Annotated in this window: 18 protein-coding genes and 3 pseudogenes; 5 read left to right on the top strand and 16 right to left on the bottom strand. The window is 38.9% G+C overall.

Annotation, left to right across the window (positions count from 1 at the left end; translation table 11 throughout):
• Nucleotides 1–2: 2 nt before the first annotated feature.
• The 6 genes and pseudogenes from AC4CVF_RS01835 to AC4CVF_RS01810 all read right to left on the bottom strand — a co-directional run.
• The gene (locus AC4CVF_RS01835) at nucleotides 3–1,265 is read right to left on the bottom strand and encodes a polymorphic toxin-type HINT domain-containing protein (protein WP_490788812.1); all 1,263 of its coding nucleotides are present in this window, start codon (nucleotides 1,263–1,265) and stop codon (nucleotides 3–5) included.
• Complete coding sequence (locus AC4CVF_RS01830) at nucleotides 1,262–1,582, bottom strand: hypothetical protein (RefSeq protein ID WP_490788811.1); 321 nt, start codon at nucleotides 1,580–1,582, stop codon at nucleotides 1,262–1,264. Before AC4CVF_RS01830 ends, AC4CVF_RS01835 begins: the two co-directional genes overlap by 4 nt.
• Nucleotides 1,542–2,060 (bottom strand): hypothetical protein, encoded by a 519-nt coding sequence (locus AC4CVF_RS01825; protein ID WP_490788810.1) that lies wholly within the window; start codon nucleotides 2,058–2,060, stop codon nucleotides 1,542–1,544. Before AC4CVF_RS01825 ends, AC4CVF_RS01830 begins: the two co-directional genes overlap by 41 nt.
• A 72-nt stretch (nucleotides 2,061–2,132) precedes the next feature.
• Nucleotides 2,133–2,570: a hypothetical protein gene (locus AC4CVF_RS01820; protein ID WP_419329016.1), complete on the bottom strand. Its 438-nt coding sequence runs from the start codon at nucleotides 2,568–2,570 to the stop codon at nucleotides 2,133–2,135.
• Between the two features lie 3 nt (nucleotides 2,571–2,573).
• Nucleotides 2,574–3,542 (bottom strand): annotated as a pseudogene (locus tag AC4CVF_RS01815) (DNA/RNA non-specific endonuclease); the annotation flags it as partial.
• Nucleotides 3,543–4,889: 1,347 nt separating this feature from the next.
• Nucleotides 4,890–7,568 (bottom strand): annotated as a pseudogene (locus AC4CVF_RS01810) (hemagglutinin repeat-containing protein); the annotation flags it as partial.
• Nucleotides 7,569–7,656: 88 nt separating this feature from the next.
• Between AC4CVF_RS01810 and AC4CVF_RS01805 the strand changes: the two are divergent.
• Complete coding sequence (locus AC4CVF_RS01805) at nucleotides 7,657–7,836, top strand: hypothetical protein (protein ID WP_490788809.1); 180 nt, start codon at nucleotides 7,657–7,659, stop codon at nucleotides 7,834–7,836.
• Between the two features lie 198 nt (nucleotides 7,837–8,034).
• Here the strand turns inward: AC4CVF_RS01805 and AC4CVF_RS01800 are convergent, their stop codons facing one another.
• From AC4CVF_RS01800 to AC4CVF_RS01760, 9 genes and pseudogenes are all read right to left on the bottom strand, one after another.
• Nucleotides 8,035–8,424, bottom strand: a complete 390-nt coding sequence (locus AC4CVF_RS01800; RefSeq protein WP_096734946.1) for a carboxymuconolactone decarboxylase family protein — start codon at nucleotides 8,422–8,424, stop codon at nucleotides 8,035–8,037.
• Entirely contained in the window at nucleotides 8,421–9,878 is a 1,458-nt protein-coding gene (locus tag AC4CVF_RS01795; RefSeq protein ID WP_483770690.1) for an NAD-dependent succinate-semialdehyde dehydrogenase, read from the bottom strand. The genes AC4CVF_RS01800 and AC4CVF_RS01795 overlap by 4 nt, the downstream gene beginning before the upstream one ends.
• A 145-nt stretch (nucleotides 9,879–10,023) precedes the next feature.
• Nucleotides 10,024–11,196, bottom strand: coding sequence for a hypothetical protein (locus AC4CVF_RS01790; RefSeq protein WP_483770689.1), 1,173 nt, complete (start codon nucleotides 11,194–11,196; stop codon nucleotides 10,024–10,026).
• Nucleotides 11,183–12,583, bottom strand: a pseudogene (locus tag AC4CVF_RS01785) (purine-cytosine permease family protein). Before AC4CVF_RS01785 ends, AC4CVF_RS01790 begins: the two are co-directional and overlap by 14 nt.
• A 307-nt stretch (nucleotides 12,584–12,890) precedes the next feature.
• Nucleotides 12,891–14,360, bottom strand: coding sequence for a (Z)-2-((N-methylformamido)methylene)-5-hydroxybutyrolactone dehydrogenase (gene tgnC / locus AC4CVF_RS01780; RefSeq protein WP_490788808.1), 1,470 nt, complete (start codon nucleotides 14,358–14,360; stop codon nucleotides 12,891–12,893).
• An 11-nt stretch (nucleotides 14,361–14,371) separates the two neighbouring features.
• Nucleotides 14,372–15,409 (bottom strand): flavin-dependent trigonelline monooxygenase oxygenase component, encoded by a 1,038-nt coding sequence (gene tgnB, locus AC4CVF_RS01775; RefSeq protein ID WP_490788807.1) that lies wholly within the window; start codon nucleotides 15,407–15,409, stop codon nucleotides 14,372–14,374.
• A 2-nt stretch (nucleotides 15,410–15,411) separates the two neighbouring features.
• A complete protein-coding gene (tgnA, locus tag AC4CVF_RS01770; RefSeq protein WP_419329138.1) occupies nucleotides 15,412–16,344 on the bottom strand; it encodes a flavin-dependent trigonelline monooxygenase reductase component in 933 nt (310 codons plus the stop codon).
• Between the two features lie 24 nt (nucleotides 16,345–16,368).
• On the bottom strand, nucleotides 16,369–17,160 hold the full coding sequence (locus tag AC4CVF_RS01765; RefSeq protein WP_419329140.1) for an alpha/beta fold hydrolase: 792 nt from the start codon (nucleotides 17,158–17,160) through the stop codon (nucleotides 16,369–16,371).
• The gene (locus AC4CVF_RS01760; protein ID WP_419329142.1) at nucleotides 17,129–17,731 is read right to left on the bottom strand and encodes an amino acid synthesis family protein; all 603 of its coding nucleotides are present in this window, start codon (nucleotides 17,729–17,731) and stop codon (nucleotides 17,129–17,131) included. Before AC4CVF_RS01760 ends, AC4CVF_RS01765 begins: the two co-directional genes overlap by 32 nt.
• Before the next feature lie 154 nt (nucleotides 17,732–17,885).
• Between AC4CVF_RS01760 and AC4CVF_RS01755 the strand changes: the two genes are divergently transcribed.
• The 3 genes from AC4CVF_RS01755 to AC4CVF_RS01745 are packed head-to-tail and all read left to right on the top strand — an operon-like array spanning nucleotide 17,886 to nucleotide 19,362.
• The gene (locus AC4CVF_RS01755) at nucleotides 17,886–18,548 is read left to right on the top strand and encodes a GntR family transcriptional regulator (protein WP_004817253.1); all 663 of its coding nucleotides are present in this window, start codon (nucleotides 17,886–17,888) and stop codon (nucleotides 18,546–18,548) included.
• 28 nt (nucleotides 18,549–18,576) lie between these two features.
• The gene (locus AC4CVF_RS01750; RefSeq protein ID WP_333668123.1) at nucleotides 18,577–18,876 is read left to right on the top strand and encodes a DUF1330 domain-containing protein; all 300 of its coding nucleotides are present in this window, start codon (nucleotides 18,577–18,579) and stop codon (nucleotides 18,874–18,876) included.
• 9 nt (nucleotides 18,877–18,885) lie between these two features.
• Nucleotides 18,886–19,362: a hypothetical protein gene (locus AC4CVF_RS01745; RefSeq protein ID WP_419329143.1), complete on the top strand. Its 477-nt coding sequence runs from the start codon at nucleotides 18,886–18,888 to the stop codon at nucleotides 19,360–19,362.
• A gap of 109 nt (nucleotides 19,363–19,471) precedes the next feature.
• Here the strand turns inward: AC4CVF_RS01745 and pobA are convergent, their stop codons facing one another.
• Nucleotides 19,472–20,704: a 4-hydroxybenzoate 3-monooxygenase gene (pobA, locus tag AC4CVF_RS01740; RefSeq protein WP_419820095.1), complete on the bottom strand. Its 1,233-nt coding sequence runs from the start codon at nucleotides 20,702–20,704 to the stop codon at nucleotides 19,472–19,474.
• Nucleotides 20,705–20,841: 137 nt separating this feature from the next.
• Here pobA and AC4CVF_RS01735 point away from each other — a divergent pair, with 137 nt between their 5' ends.
• On the top strand, nucleotides 20,842–21,651 hold the full coding sequence (locus tag AC4CVF_RS01735; RefSeq protein ID WP_336952000.1) for an IclR family transcriptional regulator domain-containing protein: 810 nt from the start codon (nucleotides 20,842–20,844) through the stop codon (nucleotides 21,649–21,651).
• Nucleotides 21,652–22,041: the final 390 nt, after the last annotated feature.

Raw genomic sequence — 22,041 nt, 5'->3', positions numbered from 1 at the left:
AATTATTTCCTAATAAATTTAACTTTTGGCATACCACCTAAATTTCTATCAATTGAATCCACTTTAAATCCAAGATCGTTCATAGCTTTGCCTAGAGGTGTATTATTAACTGCTTCAATTGTATTTCCAGATTTCGTATAAGCATTTTCAAAAGCTAATTTATTTGTATCTGCTAATTCAGCTTTTGCAGAGTTAATTTTAGAATATCCTATTTTTTCAATTGCTTGAGAAAGCATTTCCTTCCCAGTATTATTACCTTTCTGATACGCTTCCATTTTTTGAATATAGAATTCCCCCGATTTTGAATCAAATGATGAATACAAAAATGACTTAGTTGTTCTGGTATCTGCTGGAATACCTTTTTCATCAAAACGTTGTTTTGTAGAAATATCAATGTTTTGGAGTCCATGACCTTTATTTTCTATATCAACAGCATAATTTAACTTTGGTTTTACTGGTACAAAGGCATTAGTTGACTTAATATCACAACAATTCGCATTATGAACCCATGTACCTAGTTCACCTACATGATAGGTATGGAATCCATCAACTTCAATATTGTAAACAGTTTCAACTTTATTTGGGATCAGTACCTGGTTAACAACTGTTAACTCTTCATTATTCCGATCTAGTAAAGTCATCCCCGATTGAAGTAATGAAGACTTTAACCAACCAAAATTCTTAACCCAAAACGGATGTTCAGCAGTGGTTTCAAGCTTTTCCTGTTGACCTTGTTGATTCTGAATAACAACTTCGAAAATTACTTGATCAGTCGTTTCTTTTGTCGCAATAACAGGACGGTAACCATACTCTAATGTTCTATCATTTCTTGACCAAACTCGTTCACCACCAACAAAGTTTTCTACTGCTTTAAAACCTTGATCTGTTTCAATCAATGTTCCTGCTGTGAAACAAACTCCATTTAAACAAATTGCAAGGCCTTCAGGTGCTTGATTTGTTAATTTAACATATGAACCTTCTACAGCATTTGCAAGACCACTTTCTGCCTTTAGTTCAGTACCTGCTAATTTACCACCTTTACCTGCAGCGCCTCCAATTGCCATTAGTGCTACATCTGTCCCACTTTCTGGAAATAGAATTTCTGTAGCGACATAGCCTATACCTGCAAGATAGTAACTTGCTCCAGATTTTGGTTTTTCTCCAACGATATAATCCAATACTTTAGATTTTGCAGGAATTAATATATTTTCCGCAGCACTGCGATGACTAACTGTATATTTTGTACCACAGTCACCATAGCTCATACCTTGGCAATTTTTTGAGCATACTGCAAAAACTCTAATTGCTTAAACAATTGAGGATCTGCTGCTTTAACATCATAATTAGAGGCGAGTCCAACATTCGTTGATCCTAATAATTGTTTTAACTTATTATCATCAAATTGTTCAGCTGCCCAAATTTGTTGTACATTTTTCTCCATACAAGCAGATTCACCAGATGCTTTGCAGGATTTATATACTGACAAATTATCAGCACTTATTTGCTTTATCTTAGCAACAAGTTTATTTTTATCTACTTGACTACACCCATTTGCGTTTGGCGATGATTTGCAAATTTCCAAATACTTCTGCAAATCTTTTATTCGTCAAATGCTCATCAAATTCATCATTATTTGCTATCTGTGACTCGTATTTTTCAGTATTAGCTTTTAATAAATCCAGTTGTGCCTGAGCATCATTAACACCCTTAACTTCAACTTTTGGAATATTCTGAATCTGGGTTTTAGCAGTATCAATATTTGATGAGTTTACCCAACTATTGACATTAAATGCAGCTTCTCCCATCCAACCTAAAGCTTCTGATGATTTCTCTCCAAAACCAACCTGATGCGCATCTTCATGTGTCACCAGATTTACAGTATTTTTCTGAGCGTCCTTATCAAGATAAATATCTGTTTTATTGGTGATATTGGTCGTTGCATCCGCTTTTAAATAATTTTCATTGAATAAACCTTCTACCAAACTAACATCTGTATTTTTTATAGATGTTCCTTTGGTCAACTGATCATTATATTCATTGATCAGTTTTTGATTATCCACAATTTCAGAACGGGACAGCGTAAATAAAAAAGCCTTGAGACAAAACTCAAGGCTTTTATAAAAAACATTTTCCTACTTATTCTGTTCTTTTAACTTCACACACTCTTCCCAGTCTTCTAATGGAATGTTATATGTATCCAACTCATCTTCGTTTAACTCACTTACGCCTTTCATAAACAATCCAGGCCAATAGTCAACTTTTGGAATATATGCAAATGCAAAATCAATTTTTCCCTCTTCCGTCAAAGAAATTTTAAAATGAGTCCATTTTTCTGTAAACATTTCCATTGATCTTAGGTCTTCCATTAACAATATGATTTTATTACCAATTTCAACTGGAACTTTATCAAAGTTAAATGAATCTTTTTTACCATTCTTAGTTAACCATTCAAAACTACATGAATTCGTGTCAGGATAAATATATCCTTCACAAAAAATAGTTTTTGCTTCTTTTGCCATTATTGACCATAAAAGCTCACCAATTTTTTGATGTATTTCTTGCTCATTCATAAATTATTTTCCACTAGCAGTATTTTTTAATGTTACTTGAGTAGCCTTAGCTGAACCTATTTTTTGAATCACAATGAAACTATCGGGTCGTTTACTAGTTCCTGAGAAGACTGGCTGAATCGAAACTTTCACCTCTTTATTGGCCTTTAATGCATCTTGCCAAGTTTTTTCAAGCTTACCCCAGTCTCCACCACCACCATTAAACTTTTTGTCCATCGGAACGATATTTATTCCTTCACCAGGTCCTTTAAACATAGAAGCAATTAAGTGACCACCATGATCATCTGGAAGCCTCCCATTATTTTTACCTGAATTTGTCTGCTGATATTTATTTCGATCGTTCGTTTCTAACTTCAAATTTGCTTCAACATTACTTACACGACCATTTGCATCGGTTTTATAAGTATAACCATTATCAAACTTATAGATTGAATTCGCTTCAGGTTTATTTGCAAGTTTATTCCATGCACCTTTTTGCCCAGCTTTCAAATCAAAATATTTGCCATCTATCTTTGTAATCGTAGATGGTGTTTGTGTAGGAGGTTTAATTGGACTATTAGGTGCTTTGATTTCGCAACAATTCGCATTATGAACCCATGTTCCCAGCTCACCTACATGATATGTATGGAATCCATCAACTTCAATATTATAAACAGTTTCAAGCTTATTCGGAACAAGTACTTGGCTAACTATCGTTAACTCTTCATCATTGCGATCAACCAACTTCATACCTGACTGAAGCAAAGATGCTTTCAACCAGCCATAGTTCTTAACCCAAAACGGATGTTCAGCAGTGGTTTCAAGCTTTTCCTGTTGACCTTGTTGATTCTGAATAACAACTTCGAAAATTACTTGATCAGTCGTTTCTTTTGTCGCAATAACAGGACGGTAACCATACTCTAATGTTCTATCATTTCTTGACCAAACTCGTTCACCACCAACAAAGTTTTCTACTGCTTTAAAACCTTGATCTGTTTCAATCAATGTTCCTGCTGTGAAACAAACTCCATTTAAACAAATTGCAAGGCCTTCAGGTGCTTGATTTGTTAATTTAACATATGAACCTTCTACAGCATTTGCAAGACCACTTTCTGCCTTTAGTTCAGTACCTGCTAATTTACCACCTTTACCTGCAGCGCCTCCAATTGCCATTAGTGCTACATCTGTCCCACTTTCTGGAAATAGAATTTCTGTAGCGACATAGCCTATACCTGCAAGATAGTAACTTGCTCCAGATTTTGGTTTTTCTCCAACGATATAATCCAATACTTTAGATTTTGCAGGAATTAATATATTTTCCGCAGCACTGCGATGACTAACTGTATATTTTGTACCACAGTCACCATAGCTCATACCTTGGCAATTTTTTTGAGCATACTGCAAAAACTCTAATTGCTTAAACAATTGAGGATCTGCTGCTTTAACATCATAATTAGAGGCGAGTCCAACATTCGTTGATCCTAATAATTGTTTTAACTTATTATCATCAAATTGTTCAGCTGCCCAAATTTGTTGTACATTTTTCTCCATACAGGCAGATTGACCAGATGCTTTGCAGGATTTATATACTGATAAATTATCAGCACTTATTTGCTTTATCTTAGCAACAAGTTTATTTTTATCTGCTTGACTACACCCATTTGCGTTTGGCGATGATTTGCAAATTTCCAAATACTTCTGTAAATCTACAAATCTTTTATTCGTCAAATGCTCATCAAATTCATCATTATTTGCTATCTGCGACTCGTATTTTTCAGTATTAGCTTTTAATAAATTCAGTTGTGTTTGAGCATCATTAATACCTGCAACTTCAACTTTTGGAATATTCTGAATTTGGGTTTTAGCAGTATCAATATTTGATGAATTTACCCAACTATTGACATTAAATGCAGCTTCTCCCATCCAACCTAAAGCTTCTGATGATTTCTCTCCAAAACCAACCTGATGCGCATCTTCATGTGTCACCAGATTTACAGTATTTTTCTGAGCGTCCTTATCAAGATAAATATCTGTTTTATTGGTGATATTGGTCGTTGCATCCGCTTTTAAATAATTTTCATTGAATAAACTTTCGACCAAACTAACATCTGTATTTTTTATAGATGTTCCTTTGGTCAACTGATCATTATATTCATTGATCAGTTTTTGGTTATCCATAATATTATTGGATATTCCATCTTGGATGAGCTGTAAGTTAGCAGCCATTTCAGCATCATACGCTACGTTCGCATTATTTTTAGTTAATGTTGTTGCATCTTGTACTGAACCTTTTTCATCCAACAACCCAACAATACCAGAGCCTAAAATTAACCCGCCTGTCGCTGTTGAACCTGCAATAATTTTACTGTTCTGCGGTAAATCCTTCTGCTCTTGAATAATCTGAGCACGACCATTCTCTGTCAGTAAACGATTGTCTACAGTTATTGAACCATTTAATAAACCTGTCACTTGGTCTCGGGTGATTTCTTGAGTATTGTTGATATCACGGTTGGTCAGCTCAGTGCTATTTTTCACTGTGCCTTGACCCATTGTCGCTTTGGTTATCTGCTCTTTTTCACTCCCTGTGCTTTGTAAACCAACCGTTGTACTACCACTTGGATGAAGAGAACTCTCCTTACTCTCTCCTTTGATAGATTTACCCACACTGGTCGATACATTGAAGCCTCGATTACTTTCAGAACTATGATCTTGAATATCTTTAAGCTCAAGTGCCCCTGTATAATTCAGTTTGCCATGATCTATTAAAGTTCCATCAGCATTCTTATTTGCATTGGCAATCACACCACCAATATTACTCACCTTTTGCACACCCATCGCATCGAGGTCTGCATCATTTTGAGCATTGCCGATAAGCAATTTGCTAGTTTCATTCACCCAAGCTTTATCGTTTTGACCTTTGGCTTGATTATAAGTTGCCGTGACATTGCCACCACCTGAACCAATGCCTACACCAACTGAACCACCTTTACTGCTACTGTTGCCTGTTGCTGTATCTTGTAAACTTTCAACATGGATTTGATTGACTTTTATATCGCCACGATCTGCAATACTGACTACTCCACCTTGGATATTTAACTTATTTAAAGATCCAGATACTGTGTTGAGATCAACCGTACTATTTACATTTGTCAGACTTTCATCATGTGATTTCGATGTTTGCTTGCCCACCGATACGCTACCACCACCGCCATAAGTGTAACTCACACTTTGGTTGTTGGTTTTACTGCTGGTATCTTGTTGACTCTGTTCTTTCCCAGCACTTACATTTAAATCTTTGGTACCATCAAAAGTGGTTAAACCTGTTGCTGTGAGACGACTACCTTGAACATTCACGTCTTGATTTTCAGACTTAAGCGTGAGGTTATTTAACTCTAACTGACTGCCTTGCCATTTACCTTGGGTGGTGTTTGTGGTGGTGGTGGTTTCGATACGCTCACCATTTGCACCTATGGTAAAACCATAAGTTGCTGAACTTGCTGCTGCGGTTGCTGCTGCCGAACCTACCGCAATCTGTGCATTGGCAAGATTGGCGGTTGCCAATGCAACATTGGCTTTGGTATCGTTCAAAGCTTCTTTGGTGATTTTTCCTGATGCATAGTCACGCTGTGCCTGACTATATTGATCTTTGGCTTGTTTAACGGCCTCAGCTGCATCTTTGACAGCGCCTACTGCAAGCGCGGCGTCCAAGTATGCATTTCGTACCCCAACTTCAGTACTAATCGTTTCCTTATGCGTCTTATCTTCAACCGTGGTTTTATTTTCATAACCACCAATATTTAAATCACCTCGACCATGATCAATAACAGTATCACCTGTCGCTTTGATATTTTGACCGAGTATGTCTACCCCTTCAGCACCTTGTATTTTAAGGTTTTCAGTCTGGATTGAACCTACTTTATGGGTTATTTCAGTAGTTTTAGTACTTTGCGTGGTATCTTCTGAAACAAAACCACCTAAACGCACGCTATCTTTGTTGAGCTTAACGCCTAATCCTTCAATGGTTTCCTTACTATGTGAAGTGACTGAAATGTTTTGTTCTTCGGCAGCATTCAATGTCACCTTTTGACCTGAAAGGATCGTATTCTTTGCAGTAATATCAGCACTGGTCAGTGTAGTTTGACCTGATGATCCAACATAAACATTGTTCGCTGTTAAATTTGTACCCGTTTGCTTAATTTGCTCTTCACGTTTGCTGTTGGACTCACCCACTGTCAGTTTGGTATCTACTTTAACGCCAGGGAATAAAGATTGAACGCCAGCCAGACCAACTTCGGTGACTTTCATTAACTCTTTAACAACGCCACGATAACCTTTTTGTTGTTCATCCCACTGCTGATCTTGTGTTTCCAGCGTAGTCAGTTTTACATTTTCAGGCATCAATGAACCGTCAGCAGATTTCAATGTCCCATCGACTTGACGTTGCATCAAAGTATTGCCTACAAAAATACTTTGCCCAGCCGTGATATCGTTGGCTTGTAACTCTATATTTTTAGCTGCATTGATATCAATATTTTTTCCAGCAACCAACTGGGTTTGGGAAACTTCTTGATCAATATAACCCTTTTGACGATTGTTATAGGTCGCAAAGTTAGATTTTGAAGATGTTTCGCTTACGCTCTTTTCATTGATTGTTGAGAGTAGGTTGACATTACCTTGTAAAGCTTGAATCTGGATACTATCACCAGCACCTACTTGTAAATGTGTCGCAGTGATATTGCCTTGTTGGCTATTTAAAATAATATTTTTCCCAGCATTTAGCTGATTGGCGATTGAAGTGGTTGTATTCTCATCATAAGTTGATGATTTCTTACTACCAAATGAACCTTTTGAATGAAATTGGCTAGACATAGAACTCAGGTCTAACCCATTCTCAAGTAAAATATTGTTTTGGGCAGAAAGTTGAATACTGCCTTGTTTGCTGTTCAGGTCAACCGCTTTACCACTAATATTTTGGGCATTTATGAGTAACGACCCTTCGCTGCTGATTTGACTGCCTATTAATATCAATATTAATACCCCTTCAGCGCTTTACTTCAACCGATCAGATCTCGCTTCTATTGCTGCCAAAAATAACCTTGGAGTGACAATGGGGAGAAAACGATTGGTTGAAAAAGCCATTAAAAATGGCGAACTAATCGCACCATTCCCCGATCAGTTTTTACTCTGCGAGCAACATTACTATATCACTTCACTGAAAGATCGCCACTGGCCAAAAATTGAGGCCTTTTGTCTATGGCTCAAAAATCAAACCATGAGTCAGGACTAAAATCACTTGCTAACAAACCATAATCAAATCAATGCTGTACTCATTTATAAATCGAGTACTTTCTGCTTTTATAATGGTTTTATATTCACATACTTAAAAATCGTCAGAAAGATATCGTTGATCCACTCTGACGAAACATAGATTTTTTATACAAATAACATTCACTGAGAAGAGGACATTTGCATAACCGATAACGTTTTATTCATTACGTTCTTGTTCATATTCTAAAATTGCCTCTTTTGCAATACGAAAACTATCGACTGCAGCAGGTACACCACAGTAAATGGCAACTTGTAAAAGCACTTCACGAATTTGAGTTTTAGATAAACCATTTCTCAATGCACCTTTAACATGTAGTTTCAACTCATGTGGGCGATTAAGTGCAGAAATCATCGCAAGATTAATTAAACTGCGTTCAGGCTTACTCAGTTCGTCACGTCCCCAAACAGCACCCCAGCAATATTCCGTAACCAGCTCTTGTAAAGGTAAATTAAAATCATCGGCATTATTGATGGAGTGATTTACATAGGCCTCGCCCAACACTTGTTTACGAATTGCGAGGCCTTTTTCAAATTTGTCATTGCTCATGTATTTAATCCTCCGAATAAGGTGTATTTAATTTCAAGATAATCTTCAATTCCATATTTAGATCCCTCACGGCCTAAACCTGACTGCTTCATTCCGCCAAAAGGAGCAACTTCATTTGAGATGAGCCCCTTATTGATTCCAACCATGCCATATTCAAGCTGTTCACTCATGCGCCAAGCCCGTCCTAAATCTTTGGTATAGCAATATGCAGCTAAACCAAATTCCGTGGCATTTGCCATATCTAGGGCTTGTTGTTCGGTTTCAAATTTAAATACGGCGGCAAGAGGACCAAATGTTTCTTGTGTGGCAACATCCATGTCTGCATTGGCATCAGCAATAATAGTGGGTTGATAAAACAATTCGCCTGCATGATGTCGTTTACCGCCTGTAACCAAACGCGCCGATTTGGCTAATGCATCTGCAACATGCGCTTCGACTTTTTTAACAGCATTGCTATTAATTAAGGGACCAATTTCAATCCCTTGATCTAAACCATTACCAATTTTTAAAGCGTTCACCTTTTCACTTAATCCAGCAATAAATTTGTGATAAATCCCAGCTTGTACCAGAAAACGATTGACACAAACACAGGTTTGACCTGCATTGCGATACTTTGCAATCAGTGCACCTTCAACCGCTGCATCTAAATCGGCATCATCAAAAACAATAAACGGCGCATTTCCCCCTAATTCAAGAGATACTTTCTTTAAGGTCTGTGCTGAACGTTGATAAAGCAGCTTTCCCACAGGGGTAGAACCGGTAAAAGTAAACTTACGCACCTCATGACTTTCAAAAATTGCACCTCCAATACTTACTGCATCACCAGTAATCACACTGAAAATATCAGCAGGCACTCCCGCCTGAACGGCCAAATCCACCAAAGCTAAAGCTGTAAATGGCGTTTCAGGTGCGGGCTTCACGATACACGGACAACCCGCTGCCAATGCTGGTGCAACTTTACGGGTAATCATTGCAGCTGGGAAATTCCAAGGCGTAATTGCTGCGACAACACCAATTGCTTGTTTCTGTACAACAATACGTGCATCGGTATAAGGACTTGGAATAACATCGCCATACACACGCTTCGCTTCTTCAGCAAACCACTCGACAAAACTGGCGGCATATAAAATTTCTCCTCTCGCCTCCGCTAAAGGTTTGCCTTGTTCACTGGTTAAAATAAATGCCAGCTCATCCGCCTTTTCAATCATCAGGTCAAACCATTTTTTTAAAATGATTGAACGATCTTTTGCGGTCTTGTTTTTCCACGCTGCCCAACCTGTAACAGCAGCTTTAATCGCCCGTTCAGCTTCTGCCTTGCCCATATTTGGCACGCTTCCAATTATTTCTTGTGTTGCTGGGTTATAAATATCAGCGCTTTGATGACTATCGGCATCACACCATTGACCAGCAACGAAAGCCTGTTGATGGAAAAGTGGCATTGCATTAAGTTGCATACAAATTATCCTTGTTAGACTCTGGTAAGGAGAAATAGATCATCAAATCAGTTGATCAATGATCTATTTATCATCATCTTGTATGATGGCATACCAAAAGAATCGTGAAAAAATTTTCGGTTGCCCGAATGTGATTTGCTTTGTTTTAGAAATAATAGAATAAAGTCAAATTCAACAACTTATTCCATTTGTTATCATCACCCTGCGCCAATGATGAAAAATTACCACCAATAAATGGATCATTTTTACTCACGATATATTCAGCAAGCAAAGAAAGCTGTTTATGATCAATCGAGACACCTAAAATATTACGCGTAGAATCTTGTGATCCTGACAGATCTTTGTTGTAACGGCTGTGCATAAAATAAGGGGTAATATTGCCAATCTGTTGAACATCTTTAAAGGTATACCCAAGGTCAGCGGTATAATAAGTTGCTTTATTGGCAACAGCATATTCACTGTCATACGATCCCATCAACGAGGTATCAGGGTGAATCAGATCTTTATTGCTGATGTCATTTTCACCTCCTGTTAATGTTAGTCCTAAAGCACCATAATTGAGTTTGCTAAATACTGACCACGCTTTACGACGACCTGTTTGATTGGTCTTTTTATTGTCAATTTCTGAGATCCAGTATGATGCACCGATCTGTGTATTCAGCCCCTCAACAGCCAAAGGTATATCCTGCGTAATACGCCCAACCCACATATTTTTTTCCTGTAAATTGGTTTGTGACTCATCATCTGAACGCACATAATTCGCAGTATAACGCCCTGAATTAGGTGTATATGTTCCTGAATAATGACCACCATCTATAGCAAAATAACCTAAATCAAACTTGGTTGCTGTCGGCAATTCAGCATGATAATTCACACCAACATTATGCACATCTTCCAACCCAGCAGTGGTATTGATACTACCAAATAGACTATTGCCCCAGAAACGTCCTGGACCAAATGGAATCGGTTGCATCCCAACTACAAGCTGATCGGTTTTATTGAGACGGTATCCCACATAAGCATCAATCATGGTCGAAAAGTCACACAGCCGTTCATATTGATAACATCTATACTCAGCATGCCCAAACAGATCACCACGCGCATAATCTAGTTTGAGTTGTGCTGCATCAAAACGAATTTTTTGATCATCGGCATTTTCACCATACTGCTTAAGTTGGTAATTACCTCGCACATAACCCGATACCGTGAGCTGACCAGTTTCACTATTACGATCACCAAAACTGATTCCTGCATAACATGGCGAAATAAAAGCAACGAGAATTGAAGCAACGATCAGTTGTAAATTATTTTTTTTCATTTTGCAGATTCCTTTCTAATCCCCCTTTAATCTTTCCAAGATTAAATAGGTAATACACAACAAAACTAACCACTAAACCTATCACCCATGACACATCAACATTTGGAATAACATTGGCGAAAGGTCCTGTAAAAAATGCATTGGTCAGGAATGGGATTTGAATTGCAATCCCAATAAAATAGGCGGTTAAAGCTTTTGCATTAAACTTGCCGTAAATGCCACCATCTTGAGCAAAAATAGAGTGAATATCATAGGATTTCTTATTCACCACATAGAAATCCAACAAGTTAATCGATACCCACGGCACCAAGATAAATAGCAAGGCAAAAACCACATTGAGGAAGAAACTAATAAAGTTACTAGATGCCCAAAGCGCAGTAAATGTAGCGAGAACAAGTACCACAATAGATAAAGCCACACGAATATTTTTACTTGGTATCCATTGACCGGCAAAGGTTTGAATCGATGTAATACAAGATAAGACCGCACCATATAAATTCATGGCATTGTGACCAATAATATTACAGAGGAATAAAATCATCAGTGCATAGCCAAACAATCCTGTCCCCGATTTGACCGCTTCCATTGCATCTGTAGTAGAACCGATACTGACTGCCACTGTGCCAAATACCATGGCAAAAATCGTTCCTAGAGATGCGCCCCAATAGGTAAAAATAAAAGGCTTAAAAATCCCAATACTTTTAGGTAGATATCTTGAATAATCTGAGGTGTAGGGTGAAAAACTAATTTACCAAACAGCGCATAAACCAAACATGGCAAACCAGCCTTTCATATTAAAAGCACCTTTTGCCAAGACATCTGCATTGATGTGTGGAAGCATAATCATCAGACCAATTAATAATGCGCCTCCCATAAACCACGTGCCAATCTTATTGAACTTATGAATAAGGTGATAACCCACTATACCAATCGTGGTTGCAGCAATTGCCCCAATCACCGTGGCTATCGGTACAGGTATTGCAGGTACAACGGTATGTAAAGTTTTGCCAGATAAAATAATATTTGAAATAAAGAACCCCAAATAAATCAGGGTGGTAAATAATACAACCAACAATGCACCATAACGCCCAAACTGTGCGCGGCTCTGGATCATTTGCGGAATACCCACTTGTGGTCCTTGAGCTGAAGTCAATGCCAAAATTACGGCCCCAAAGAAATGCCCAGCACAAATTGCAATTAAAGCGCTGACCAAATTCAGATTAAACGTTAACATTGACATTGCACCGGTAATCACCGCTAAGGGTGCGATATTGGTACAAAACCACAGGGTAAAAAGATCCCGAACTTTTCCATGGCGTTCTGATGGATCGACATAGTCAATTGAATGGCTTTCTATCACAAAAGCATTTTTTTCATTTTGATTCATATCCTTAATCTCTCTTTGAGGAATTCATTTTCCTCAATATCAATTTATTTGTGAGCATAAACCTAGGTTTCACAACCTGCCTTGTCAGAACCATAGCGAGATGACCTGACCTTTATTGCTCTTATTCTGTACATTGATTTTCAGCAGTTTTAATCAATCATTAAAAAAAGATAAAAATGCTCCAGTTGAGGCTTTTAAAAGCTCAACAAAAGGTATTTTTAAACCGCAGTAAAATTTATGGGATTTCAGTGTTGTGCATATATTTTCATCCTTGAAGTTAAAATTTCTAAATCAGACCTTTTAAGATTTATCGCATCACAAAAGGATCATCAATAGGTTCATCTGAAGTACGTAACCAAACGGTTTTTGTCGTGGTGTAATCGAATACCGCCTCAAAACCACCTTCACGACCATGACCAGATAAACCATGACCACCAAAGGGTGCGAGTGGTGAAACTGCCCGATAAGTATTCAACCAAACAATGCCTGACCGCATCGCTTTGGTCATCCGATGAGCACGACTTAAGTTATGGGTAAATATCCCAGCGGCAAGTCCATACGCAGTATAATTGGCTGTTTGAATTGCTTCCGCTTCAGTGCAAAAACTAACCACCGACAATACAGGGCCAAACAATTCAGTCATGACACAATCGGCCTGCGGAGCATCACTACAATCTAGAATCGTAGGTGGATAGTAATAACCTGCACGATCAATGGCTTGTCCACCTGTGAGTAGTTGTGCACCCTGCTGAATTGAACTTGCCACCACTTGCTTAATCTTCTGGCGTTGAGCTAAAGTACACAGTGGACCAAATTCCGTTGCCATATCATCCGGCAAACCAATTTTGATCCGTTGAACCCGCTCAACCAAACGTTGAAGAAACTCATCTTTAATACTTTCTTCGATCAGTAAGCGTGAACCTGCAACACAACTTTGCCCCGTTGCGGCAAAAATCGCAGCGACTTGGGCATTTACAGCACTTTGTAAATCAGCATCTGCAAAAACAATAAATGGCGATTTTCCACCCAGTTCAAGCGATACTTTGGCAAGGTTTTCGGCGGAATTACGTACGATATGTTGTGCTGTTTCAGGACCACCAGTAAATGCCACATGCGCAACCTCAGGATGACGCGTTAAAACCGCTCCACATTCAGTTGCAAAACCCGTAATCACATTCACGACACCTGCTGGAAAACCAGCGTCATGAACCAAGCGAGCAAATGCCAGTAATGGTGCAGGCCCTTGCTCTGAGGCTTTTAACACAACCGTACAGCCTGCTGCTAAAGCAGGACCGACTTTGACAGCGGATAAAAATAATTGACTGTTCCATGGCACAATCGCAGCGACTACACCCACAGGTTCACGAATAGTCCAAGCTTGCATGTCTTGCTTATCAATCGGTAAATAGCGACCTTCTAGCTTGTCTGCAATACCTGCGTAATAACGATAATATTCAGCCACATAAGCAATTTGGCTTGAGGTTTCACGAATGATTTTACCAGTGTCATACGTTTCATACTGTGCCAGTTGCGGTGCAGCTTTTTCTATCAAATCCGCAAGTTTATAAAGCAATTTTCCACGTTGCGAAGCGGTTAAACCTGACCATGCCGCGTTTTGTAAAGCCTGAGATGCCGCAGAAACCGCACGATTAACCTCAGCTGTTCGAGCTTCTGGCATTTTTGCCCAAACCTGCCCAGTTGCTGGATTGATACTGTCAAATTGCGCAGCACCATTCTCAAATTGACCATTAATATATAACTGAAATGGAGAAGCCATACTCTTCTCTCCTATGCAAATGCTGGCATCACTTCATTAATCATACGTTCTAATGAGGCTTTTTTACGTTCAAAGCTCATTCCTGTATCGATCCAGAAGGAATATTCGTTATACCCCATCTCCTCATAGACTTTCAGACGATCAATGACTTCCTGTGCCTGACCAATGACGTTATTTTTACGCATGGCTTCAGCTGTATAAAATGGATGTTGTGCGATTTCTTCTTGACTCAGTGGTGCAATAAGCCCTTGGGTAATTTCCCGCTCATTTTTAAACCACGCCCCAAAATAATTATAGAATGTATTCATTTCATCTGCTGCAAGCTGTGCATCTTGCTCACTGTCAGCAACGTAGGTATGCCGTAGTAACATAATTTCAGGACGAGCTACATCAGCAAACTTTTCACAAGCCGTATTGAAATGCCCCATCAACTTTTCGACTTCCTCATCACCTAAGTGCAAAGGTGTAACCTGTACATTACAGCCATTTTGTACTGCAAACTCATGGCTATTGGGATCACGAGCAGCAACCCAAATCGATGGATGTGGCTGTTGTAAAGGTTGTGGTGAAGCAGTGGTTTTCGGGAACTGCCAAAACTCCCCCTTATGCTCATAATCGCCTTTCCATAGGTTTTTAATTGCAGGAATCATTTCGCGTAACCGCTGACCTGCACTCCATGCATCCATCCCCGGTACCATACGCTCATATTCAAATGAATATGCGCCTCGCGCTATGCCAATATCTAAACGACCATTGCAAATGATGTCTGCCATGGCAGCTTCACCAGCCAACTTTATCGGATGCCAAAACGGCGCAACTACGGTACCTGTGCCTAAGCGAACATTTTGAGTCTTGTTGGCAAGATCAACCAAATTAATAAATGGATTGGGTGCAATGGTAAAATTCATTGCATGATGTTCACCCATCCAAATCGCATGCATTCCGCCCCGATCAGCAATTTGGCAAAGCTCTATCATTTCATCATAAAGTTGCTTATGTGTTTCTTGATCAGAAACACGTTCCATGTGTACAAATAATGAAAAACGCATAGTTAAACTTCCTCTTTAACAATTTGACGAACCGTTCCAGTGGTTTGATTCCCGTAATAAACACCATAAGTTTTAAGATGATTTTCTTTGCGATAGCGCATTAACATACTTTCCAAAGCACTATCGACAAAAGTGAGTTGCTCAAGGTCATTTAAATCCACAAATTGACCTTTGTGGGCTTCAGGAATGGGGGTATTACATAAAAAAGCAATATATTGTTGTTGTGTGGTGATATCGTCGTAGACAGAATAAATAAAGCTTGGCGAAGCTTCAGGCTGGTAAACCGCAAAGATTTTCTCCAGCGTTTTTTCTGCACCGTCTTTATCTACAAGCAAATGTGGCAATGTCCATTTTTGCTGCGAGGTTTGCTCAAGCAAGATTTGGTTTTCATGACCGATTAATGCCATCATCATAACCTTCATGCCAGAGATCACATCCGTTGAAGATTTAGCGGGGGTAAAATAAGCACCACGGTAATACCCCAGTCCGGCAAAACCTGTTGAAGTAAAACCTTCTACCTTACCGATCAATACAGCATGATCTCCTGCATCAACAACTTGGTAAGTGGTACAGTCAAACCATGCACTCACTTGGTCAATAATCGGATTTTGGCAATCGCTTTTGCGCCAATCCAAATTTGCAAAACGATCATCACTTGGTCGAGCAAAAGTATTGGAAATATCCTTTTGTTCTTCTGCCAAAATATTGATGGCAAAATGTGTTGCCTGTGCAAAATAATCATAATTGCTCGATGTCTTAGCAATGCTAACCAAAAGCAAAGCTGGGTCCAAAGACACCGAAGCAAAAGAGTTCGCTGTAAAACCTAATGGTGTTCCATCGTCCTTACAGGTGGTCACTATGGTCACGCCTGTCATAAATGACCCAAAAGCATCACGTAGTTCCCGTATTTTATTTATTGTATCCATTTCACTCATTGCTATATTCCTTTATCAAGCAATTTAGACGCTGGTTTCCAACCATGCTTGCATTGCATTATTCACTTTATCTGGTGCAGTTAAATTCACCATATGTCTTTCATTTTCAATCACAATAGCCTTGGCATTTTGAGCTTGGCTGGCCATCTGTATTGCCATTTCTGCTGTAGAGTTAGGATCACCAGTCCCCGTGAGAATCAAAGCTGGACAGGTGATTTTTGACCAGTCATTGGCATAAATTGAATCACCTCGAGCAAAGGCGGAATAAGCAGTTGCATAGCCTGACAGATCTACTTGCTGTAACCACGATTTCACTTTTAATGCAGCTTGGCGCTCTGCCTCACTGTCACCAAACCAACGTTGTAGTGGTGTTTCTATATCAAGCTGACCTGCTTTTATCGCTTCAGCGCGGTAAAGCACTGCATTCTTGGCTTTTTCTGAACGTTTATAAACACCATTCAATACCGCCATACGTTTCACCAGATTTGGACAAGTTGCACTTACACCTGTTGTAATCAGTGAACCCATTGAATGCCCAGCCAAATTGACAGCACCAATATCCAGTTTTGTCAGAAACTCAATCATCCAATCCACAAAGGCTTGTAACGATGCATCATGGGCTAACTTTGTACTTTTCCCATGCCCGGGCATATCCACTGAGATCACGCGATAAGCTTTTGAGAAGAACTCAATTTGCGGATACCATGCCTCGGCTTGCATTCCAACACCATGAATCAGAACTAAAGGTTCTCCTTGACCCTGCTCAAAATAGTGAGCAAGGCGATTATTTGACAGCTGCAGGGTTTTTGAGATCATGACCTAACTCTTCCAAATCTTGATAACGATCCCCAATACGATGATGTGGACGACCACCTGTTGCAGCACCAATCACAATGACTAACTCATCAGCAGCTGGCGCATCTGGAATAGCAAACTGTAAGGTTAAATAATGAGAACGGCGCCCTTCATCATTTTTATCCATCATTGGAATTAAAATCGGTGCATTTGCAGGGCCACGGGTGTTGTTAAATGCAAGATATGATTTTGCCCCGACCGCACTACGGTAAGTATTTCCAAAATGTAGGGTATGAATTAGGGCTGATGCATGTTCAATCTCACCGTTCAAACCCACCACTGCACTCTTACCAAATGCTTGTACTGCTTCACCAGAACCGACTTCATCCAAAATAAGCTTGGTTAAATGCTCACTCAGTACTGGTGCAATACGACGAATTTCTGGGGAAAGATTTTCAACATAACCTTGCCCTGCCCACGGGTTTTGAATCACAGCTGCTGCTGCAACCATTTTTAAGGGTATAGGTGCATCCTTAGCACCATCGATATATGTGGTTTCGACATGAAGCACCGTTTTACGTATCAGATTCATTGTTTTTCCTTGCTGGTTAATTAATTTTGCAGTCCGTATTATGGTATACCATAATATATAATGCAAAAAATGCAATAGTTTGCTATGCTATTTTTTAAGCAAGGAACTTGTAACAAAATTGTGTATTCGCAAAATCAGGAATGATTAAACCTCTATGAATCTTAAAATTGAAAATCCACCCGTGACCTTGCGTGAGCTATGTTTAGACAAAGTTCGCAATGCCATCATTACTGGCTATTTTCCTTCTGGAAAAAGACTGGTTGAAAGAAGCTTATGTGAAGAACTGGGTGTGAGTCGCTCTGTTGTACGGGAGGTCATTCGTTATTTAGAAGCTGAAGGCTTGGTTGAGATTTTGCCAAATAAAGGGCCAATTGTTTCTTTGCTGAACTGGGAAATTGCATCACAAATTTATGAAATTCGACTATTACTTGAACAGAGTGCAGTTGCAGATTGCACTCGAAATCTCACCCCGCAAACCACCGAAACTTTAAAAGCTTTAGTGATAGAGCTTGAACACGCTTTTGCTATAGACGACATTAATTTGATTATTTCAGTCTCATCAAAACTCTATGAAACGATTTTTACCACAGCAAAACATCATATCGCCTTGGAAGTGGTACAACGCTTAAATGGTCGTATTAGTCGACTTCGCGCAATGACAATGAATTCAACTAAACGCGAAGTTTCAGGTTTTCAACGAATCAAAAATATATGCGAAGCAATTTATTTAGACCAAGATGCTGAAAAAGCCAAACAAGCTGTTGCTGCCCATATTGCTGAAGCTGCTTCGATTGCAAAGAATATTTTAAATACATAAAGGTTTAAGAAATTAAAGGATTAAAGCCATGTCTGCATACTGGATTGCGCACGTTACCATTCATAATTTAGAACAATATAAACAATACATGGCTTTAGCCCCCTTAGCGTTTGAAAAATATAATGCAAAATTTCTTGCGAGAGGTGGAAATTCTATTTGCATGGAAGGAAAATCTTATGAACGTCATGTCATTATTGAATTTGCTGATTTAGAAACAGCACAAGCTTGTTATCATTCAGAAGAATACGCTAAAGCAAGGCTTGCTCGTCAAGATTGTGCCGATGTCATGATTAGTATTGTGGAAAGCTTAAAATCGCTGGATTTATAAAGGTCAAAAATGTGTTTATTAGAACTGATAAAATTCCTAGGTCATAGCAGTGTCTATGCTGAATTTAACGACTTCTTGACTCAGCATGATGTAAACAACCGACCAAAAATCGGTCGCGCATTAGACACCATTATTCCAATCCACGGACAAGGGCTTTCGATGTCTTTTGATATTGATGCCGGAGCAAGCGGAATCACACCCAAAAGTGAGGGAACCTTTATATTTAGCCAGCTTGAAATACGACTATTTGGAGATGAAAAGAAAAACGGGCTTTATTCAGGCTTACTCCCCTATGAGCTCAAAGCAAATGACAGCAGAGAAGTTATTGAAAAGAAGCTTGGCACACCAAAACGCAAAATGCCAGAAGTTGACAATTACTATATAGATGGCGTTGTCTGGACAGTCGCTTTTGACGGAGATCATTTAGAGTTCTTGCAGCTAGGCATCCCAAGCAATGGGAAGCGAAAATATGGACTATGCCCTTAATTGTATTAGTTTCGGCTTGATCTGACATAGCCCCTGAAAAAAGAAAGCCACCATCTTTAATCAAGATTTAAAACCTTGCTCAAAATAGGTAACTTTCTATTTTTCAAAATTAATAACTAACCAAGTCTGAATAGTGCCCCTTTATCTCATTAAGCGTTTTAATTTCATAAGGTAAACCCACATAGTTTTCAGCCAATGTAGTTAAACCCGCATGTGAGTCTAAAATATAACTCAATTCAGCCTGCTTAATTTTATGATCAAACTCACTTTCCGTTTCAAAACGATGCAATAAATGCGTCATCCACCATGAAAAACGTTCTGCTTTCCACACACGTTTTAAGCATTTTTCAGAATATTCCTCGATGCCTTGTTCTGAACCATTGAGATAAAATTCAATAAAGGCATTTGACAAATAAGCGATATCAGATGCAGCTAAATTTAAACCTTTTGCTCCTGTTGGCGGAACGATATGCGCCGCATCACCAGCTAGAAATAGTTTGCCAAATCGCATCGGCTCAGTCACAAAACTGCGTAAAGGTGCGATACTTTTTTCAATTGAAGTGCCTGTAACTAAATTTTTACGACTTTCTTCATCAAGGCGATTTTTTAATTCATCCCAAAATCGTTCGTCAGACCATTCATCAACATGATCTGTCACAGGAACTTGCAAATAATATCGGCTACGGGTTTTTGAACGCATACTACATAAAGCAAAACCACGCTCTGACTGCACATAGATCAACTCATCTGAAACAGGTGGAACATCTGCAAGTACCCCCAACCAACCGAATGGATAAATCTTTTCAAAAGTTTTGATTTTATCTTGTGGCACACTTGCACGACAGATCCCATGATAGCCATCACAGCCTGCAATAAAATCACATCTAAGCTGGTAGGATTGACCATTTTGCTGAAAGCTAACATACGGGTTTTGCTCAAAATCATGAATTTGCACATGCTCAGCTTCATAGTAAGTGCATAAACCTGCCGCTTCACGTGCATGCATTAAATCTTTTGTGACTTCCGTTTGTCCATAAACCGTAACTTGTTTACCCTGAGTTAACTCAGATAAATCCACACGATGTTTCAAGCCATTGGTTAAAATTTCAATACCATCATGCGCTAAGCCAAACTTCTTGAGATTTTCATCCACACCCGCTTGCTTCAATAAATCAACCGATACTTGTTCAAGTATCCCTGCTCGAATACGTGCAGCTACATATTCAGCACTACGTTGCTCAATGAGCACATGCGAGATACCCGCTTTAAACAACAGCTGTCCAAGCAATAGACCGGCTGGGCCTGAACCAATAATCGCAACTTGTGTGGTTAAATTTTCCATAACATTTTCTCCATATCCTGACCATTAAATTAATTTTTTTGATCTATTTTTGATATGGTGAAAACTGGATAATCACCGTATAGTGGCAATAATGACCGTATATCGGCCATAAAATCATAATCGGGAAGGGATGAACGATGAGATACGATTTAATTGAGAACGAAGTTTCAGGTGAAACCATTAAGCAAGATGATTACATCGCTGGACTGGCCAAAGGACTAAGTTTACTTGAAGCCTTTGGGGTTGATCGCCAAAAACTCAATTCGACCCAAATTGCAGAACGCACTGGATTGAGCCGTACAGCGGCACGAAGATATTTACGAACTTTAAAATATTTAGGTTATTTAGAAACTGATGACCACTATTTTTGGTTAACTCACAAAGTATTACGCTTATCGAGCTCCTATTTAAGTTCTGCACATTTGCCTAAAGTTGTGCAACCTATTCTCAATCTGTTAAGCGCACAAACCAGTCTAACTTTTTCACTGGTAGTTTTAGATGAACATGAAGTCGTTCCGATTGCCCGAAGCTACTTACCTCAACACGATAATTTGCGCTTAAGCCCTTATGGGATGCATTTGGGCAATCGTTTGCCTGCACATGCAACTTCAACAGGCAAGGTTTTATTGGCAGCATTAAATTTAGAAGAACAAAAACACTGGGTAAATAACTATAGTTTGAAACGCCTCACCGCTTATACCATTCAAGATGAAGCTCAGTTTTACCAAGTATTGGCAGAAATTCAAAAACAAGATTATTGTTTATCAAAAGAACAACATGAATTAGGGGTTATTGCCATTGCAGTCCCCGTATTAAATGCACAAGGCAAAGCAGTCGCTGCATTAAACTGTATTGCACAAACATATCGGGTCACTGAAGAACAACTGATTCAGCAGGTCTTACCATTACTAAGAAATACAGCTTATGAATTGAGAAGTATGGTTTAAAATTATTCCAAAAACTTTTTTATGAATACCGAAATTACTAAATACCTTTTTTATTTTAGAAATAGCTGGCTTTTATGTAAAAAGGCAGCAGATTAGGGAACAATGGTTCAATTCGACCTATTCTACCAAAATCATTCACCGTATTATTATCATATTTATTTTCTGAAACTTGAGTTAATTCAAAAATATTCATTACTGTTTATAGTGGTAACTGCTCCCGATAAAGGATGAATCTTCACACATGCTAAGTTTTACACATTCAATTGAGCTGTCTAAAGCACTTTTTGAAAATCTCCATGTGGATTTTTTAAAGTGGGGTGAATTTTATAAGTATGTTGTGGATTAAGATTCAATTTACGCAATGGTTCTTTAGGTGCTTGAGTTTTAGGA

Source organism: Acinetobacter sp. LipI_19, assembly GCF_058242925.1.
Note: the sequence above shows the minus strand (reverse complement) of the source record. Positions and strands in the feature narration are given on the sequence as shown.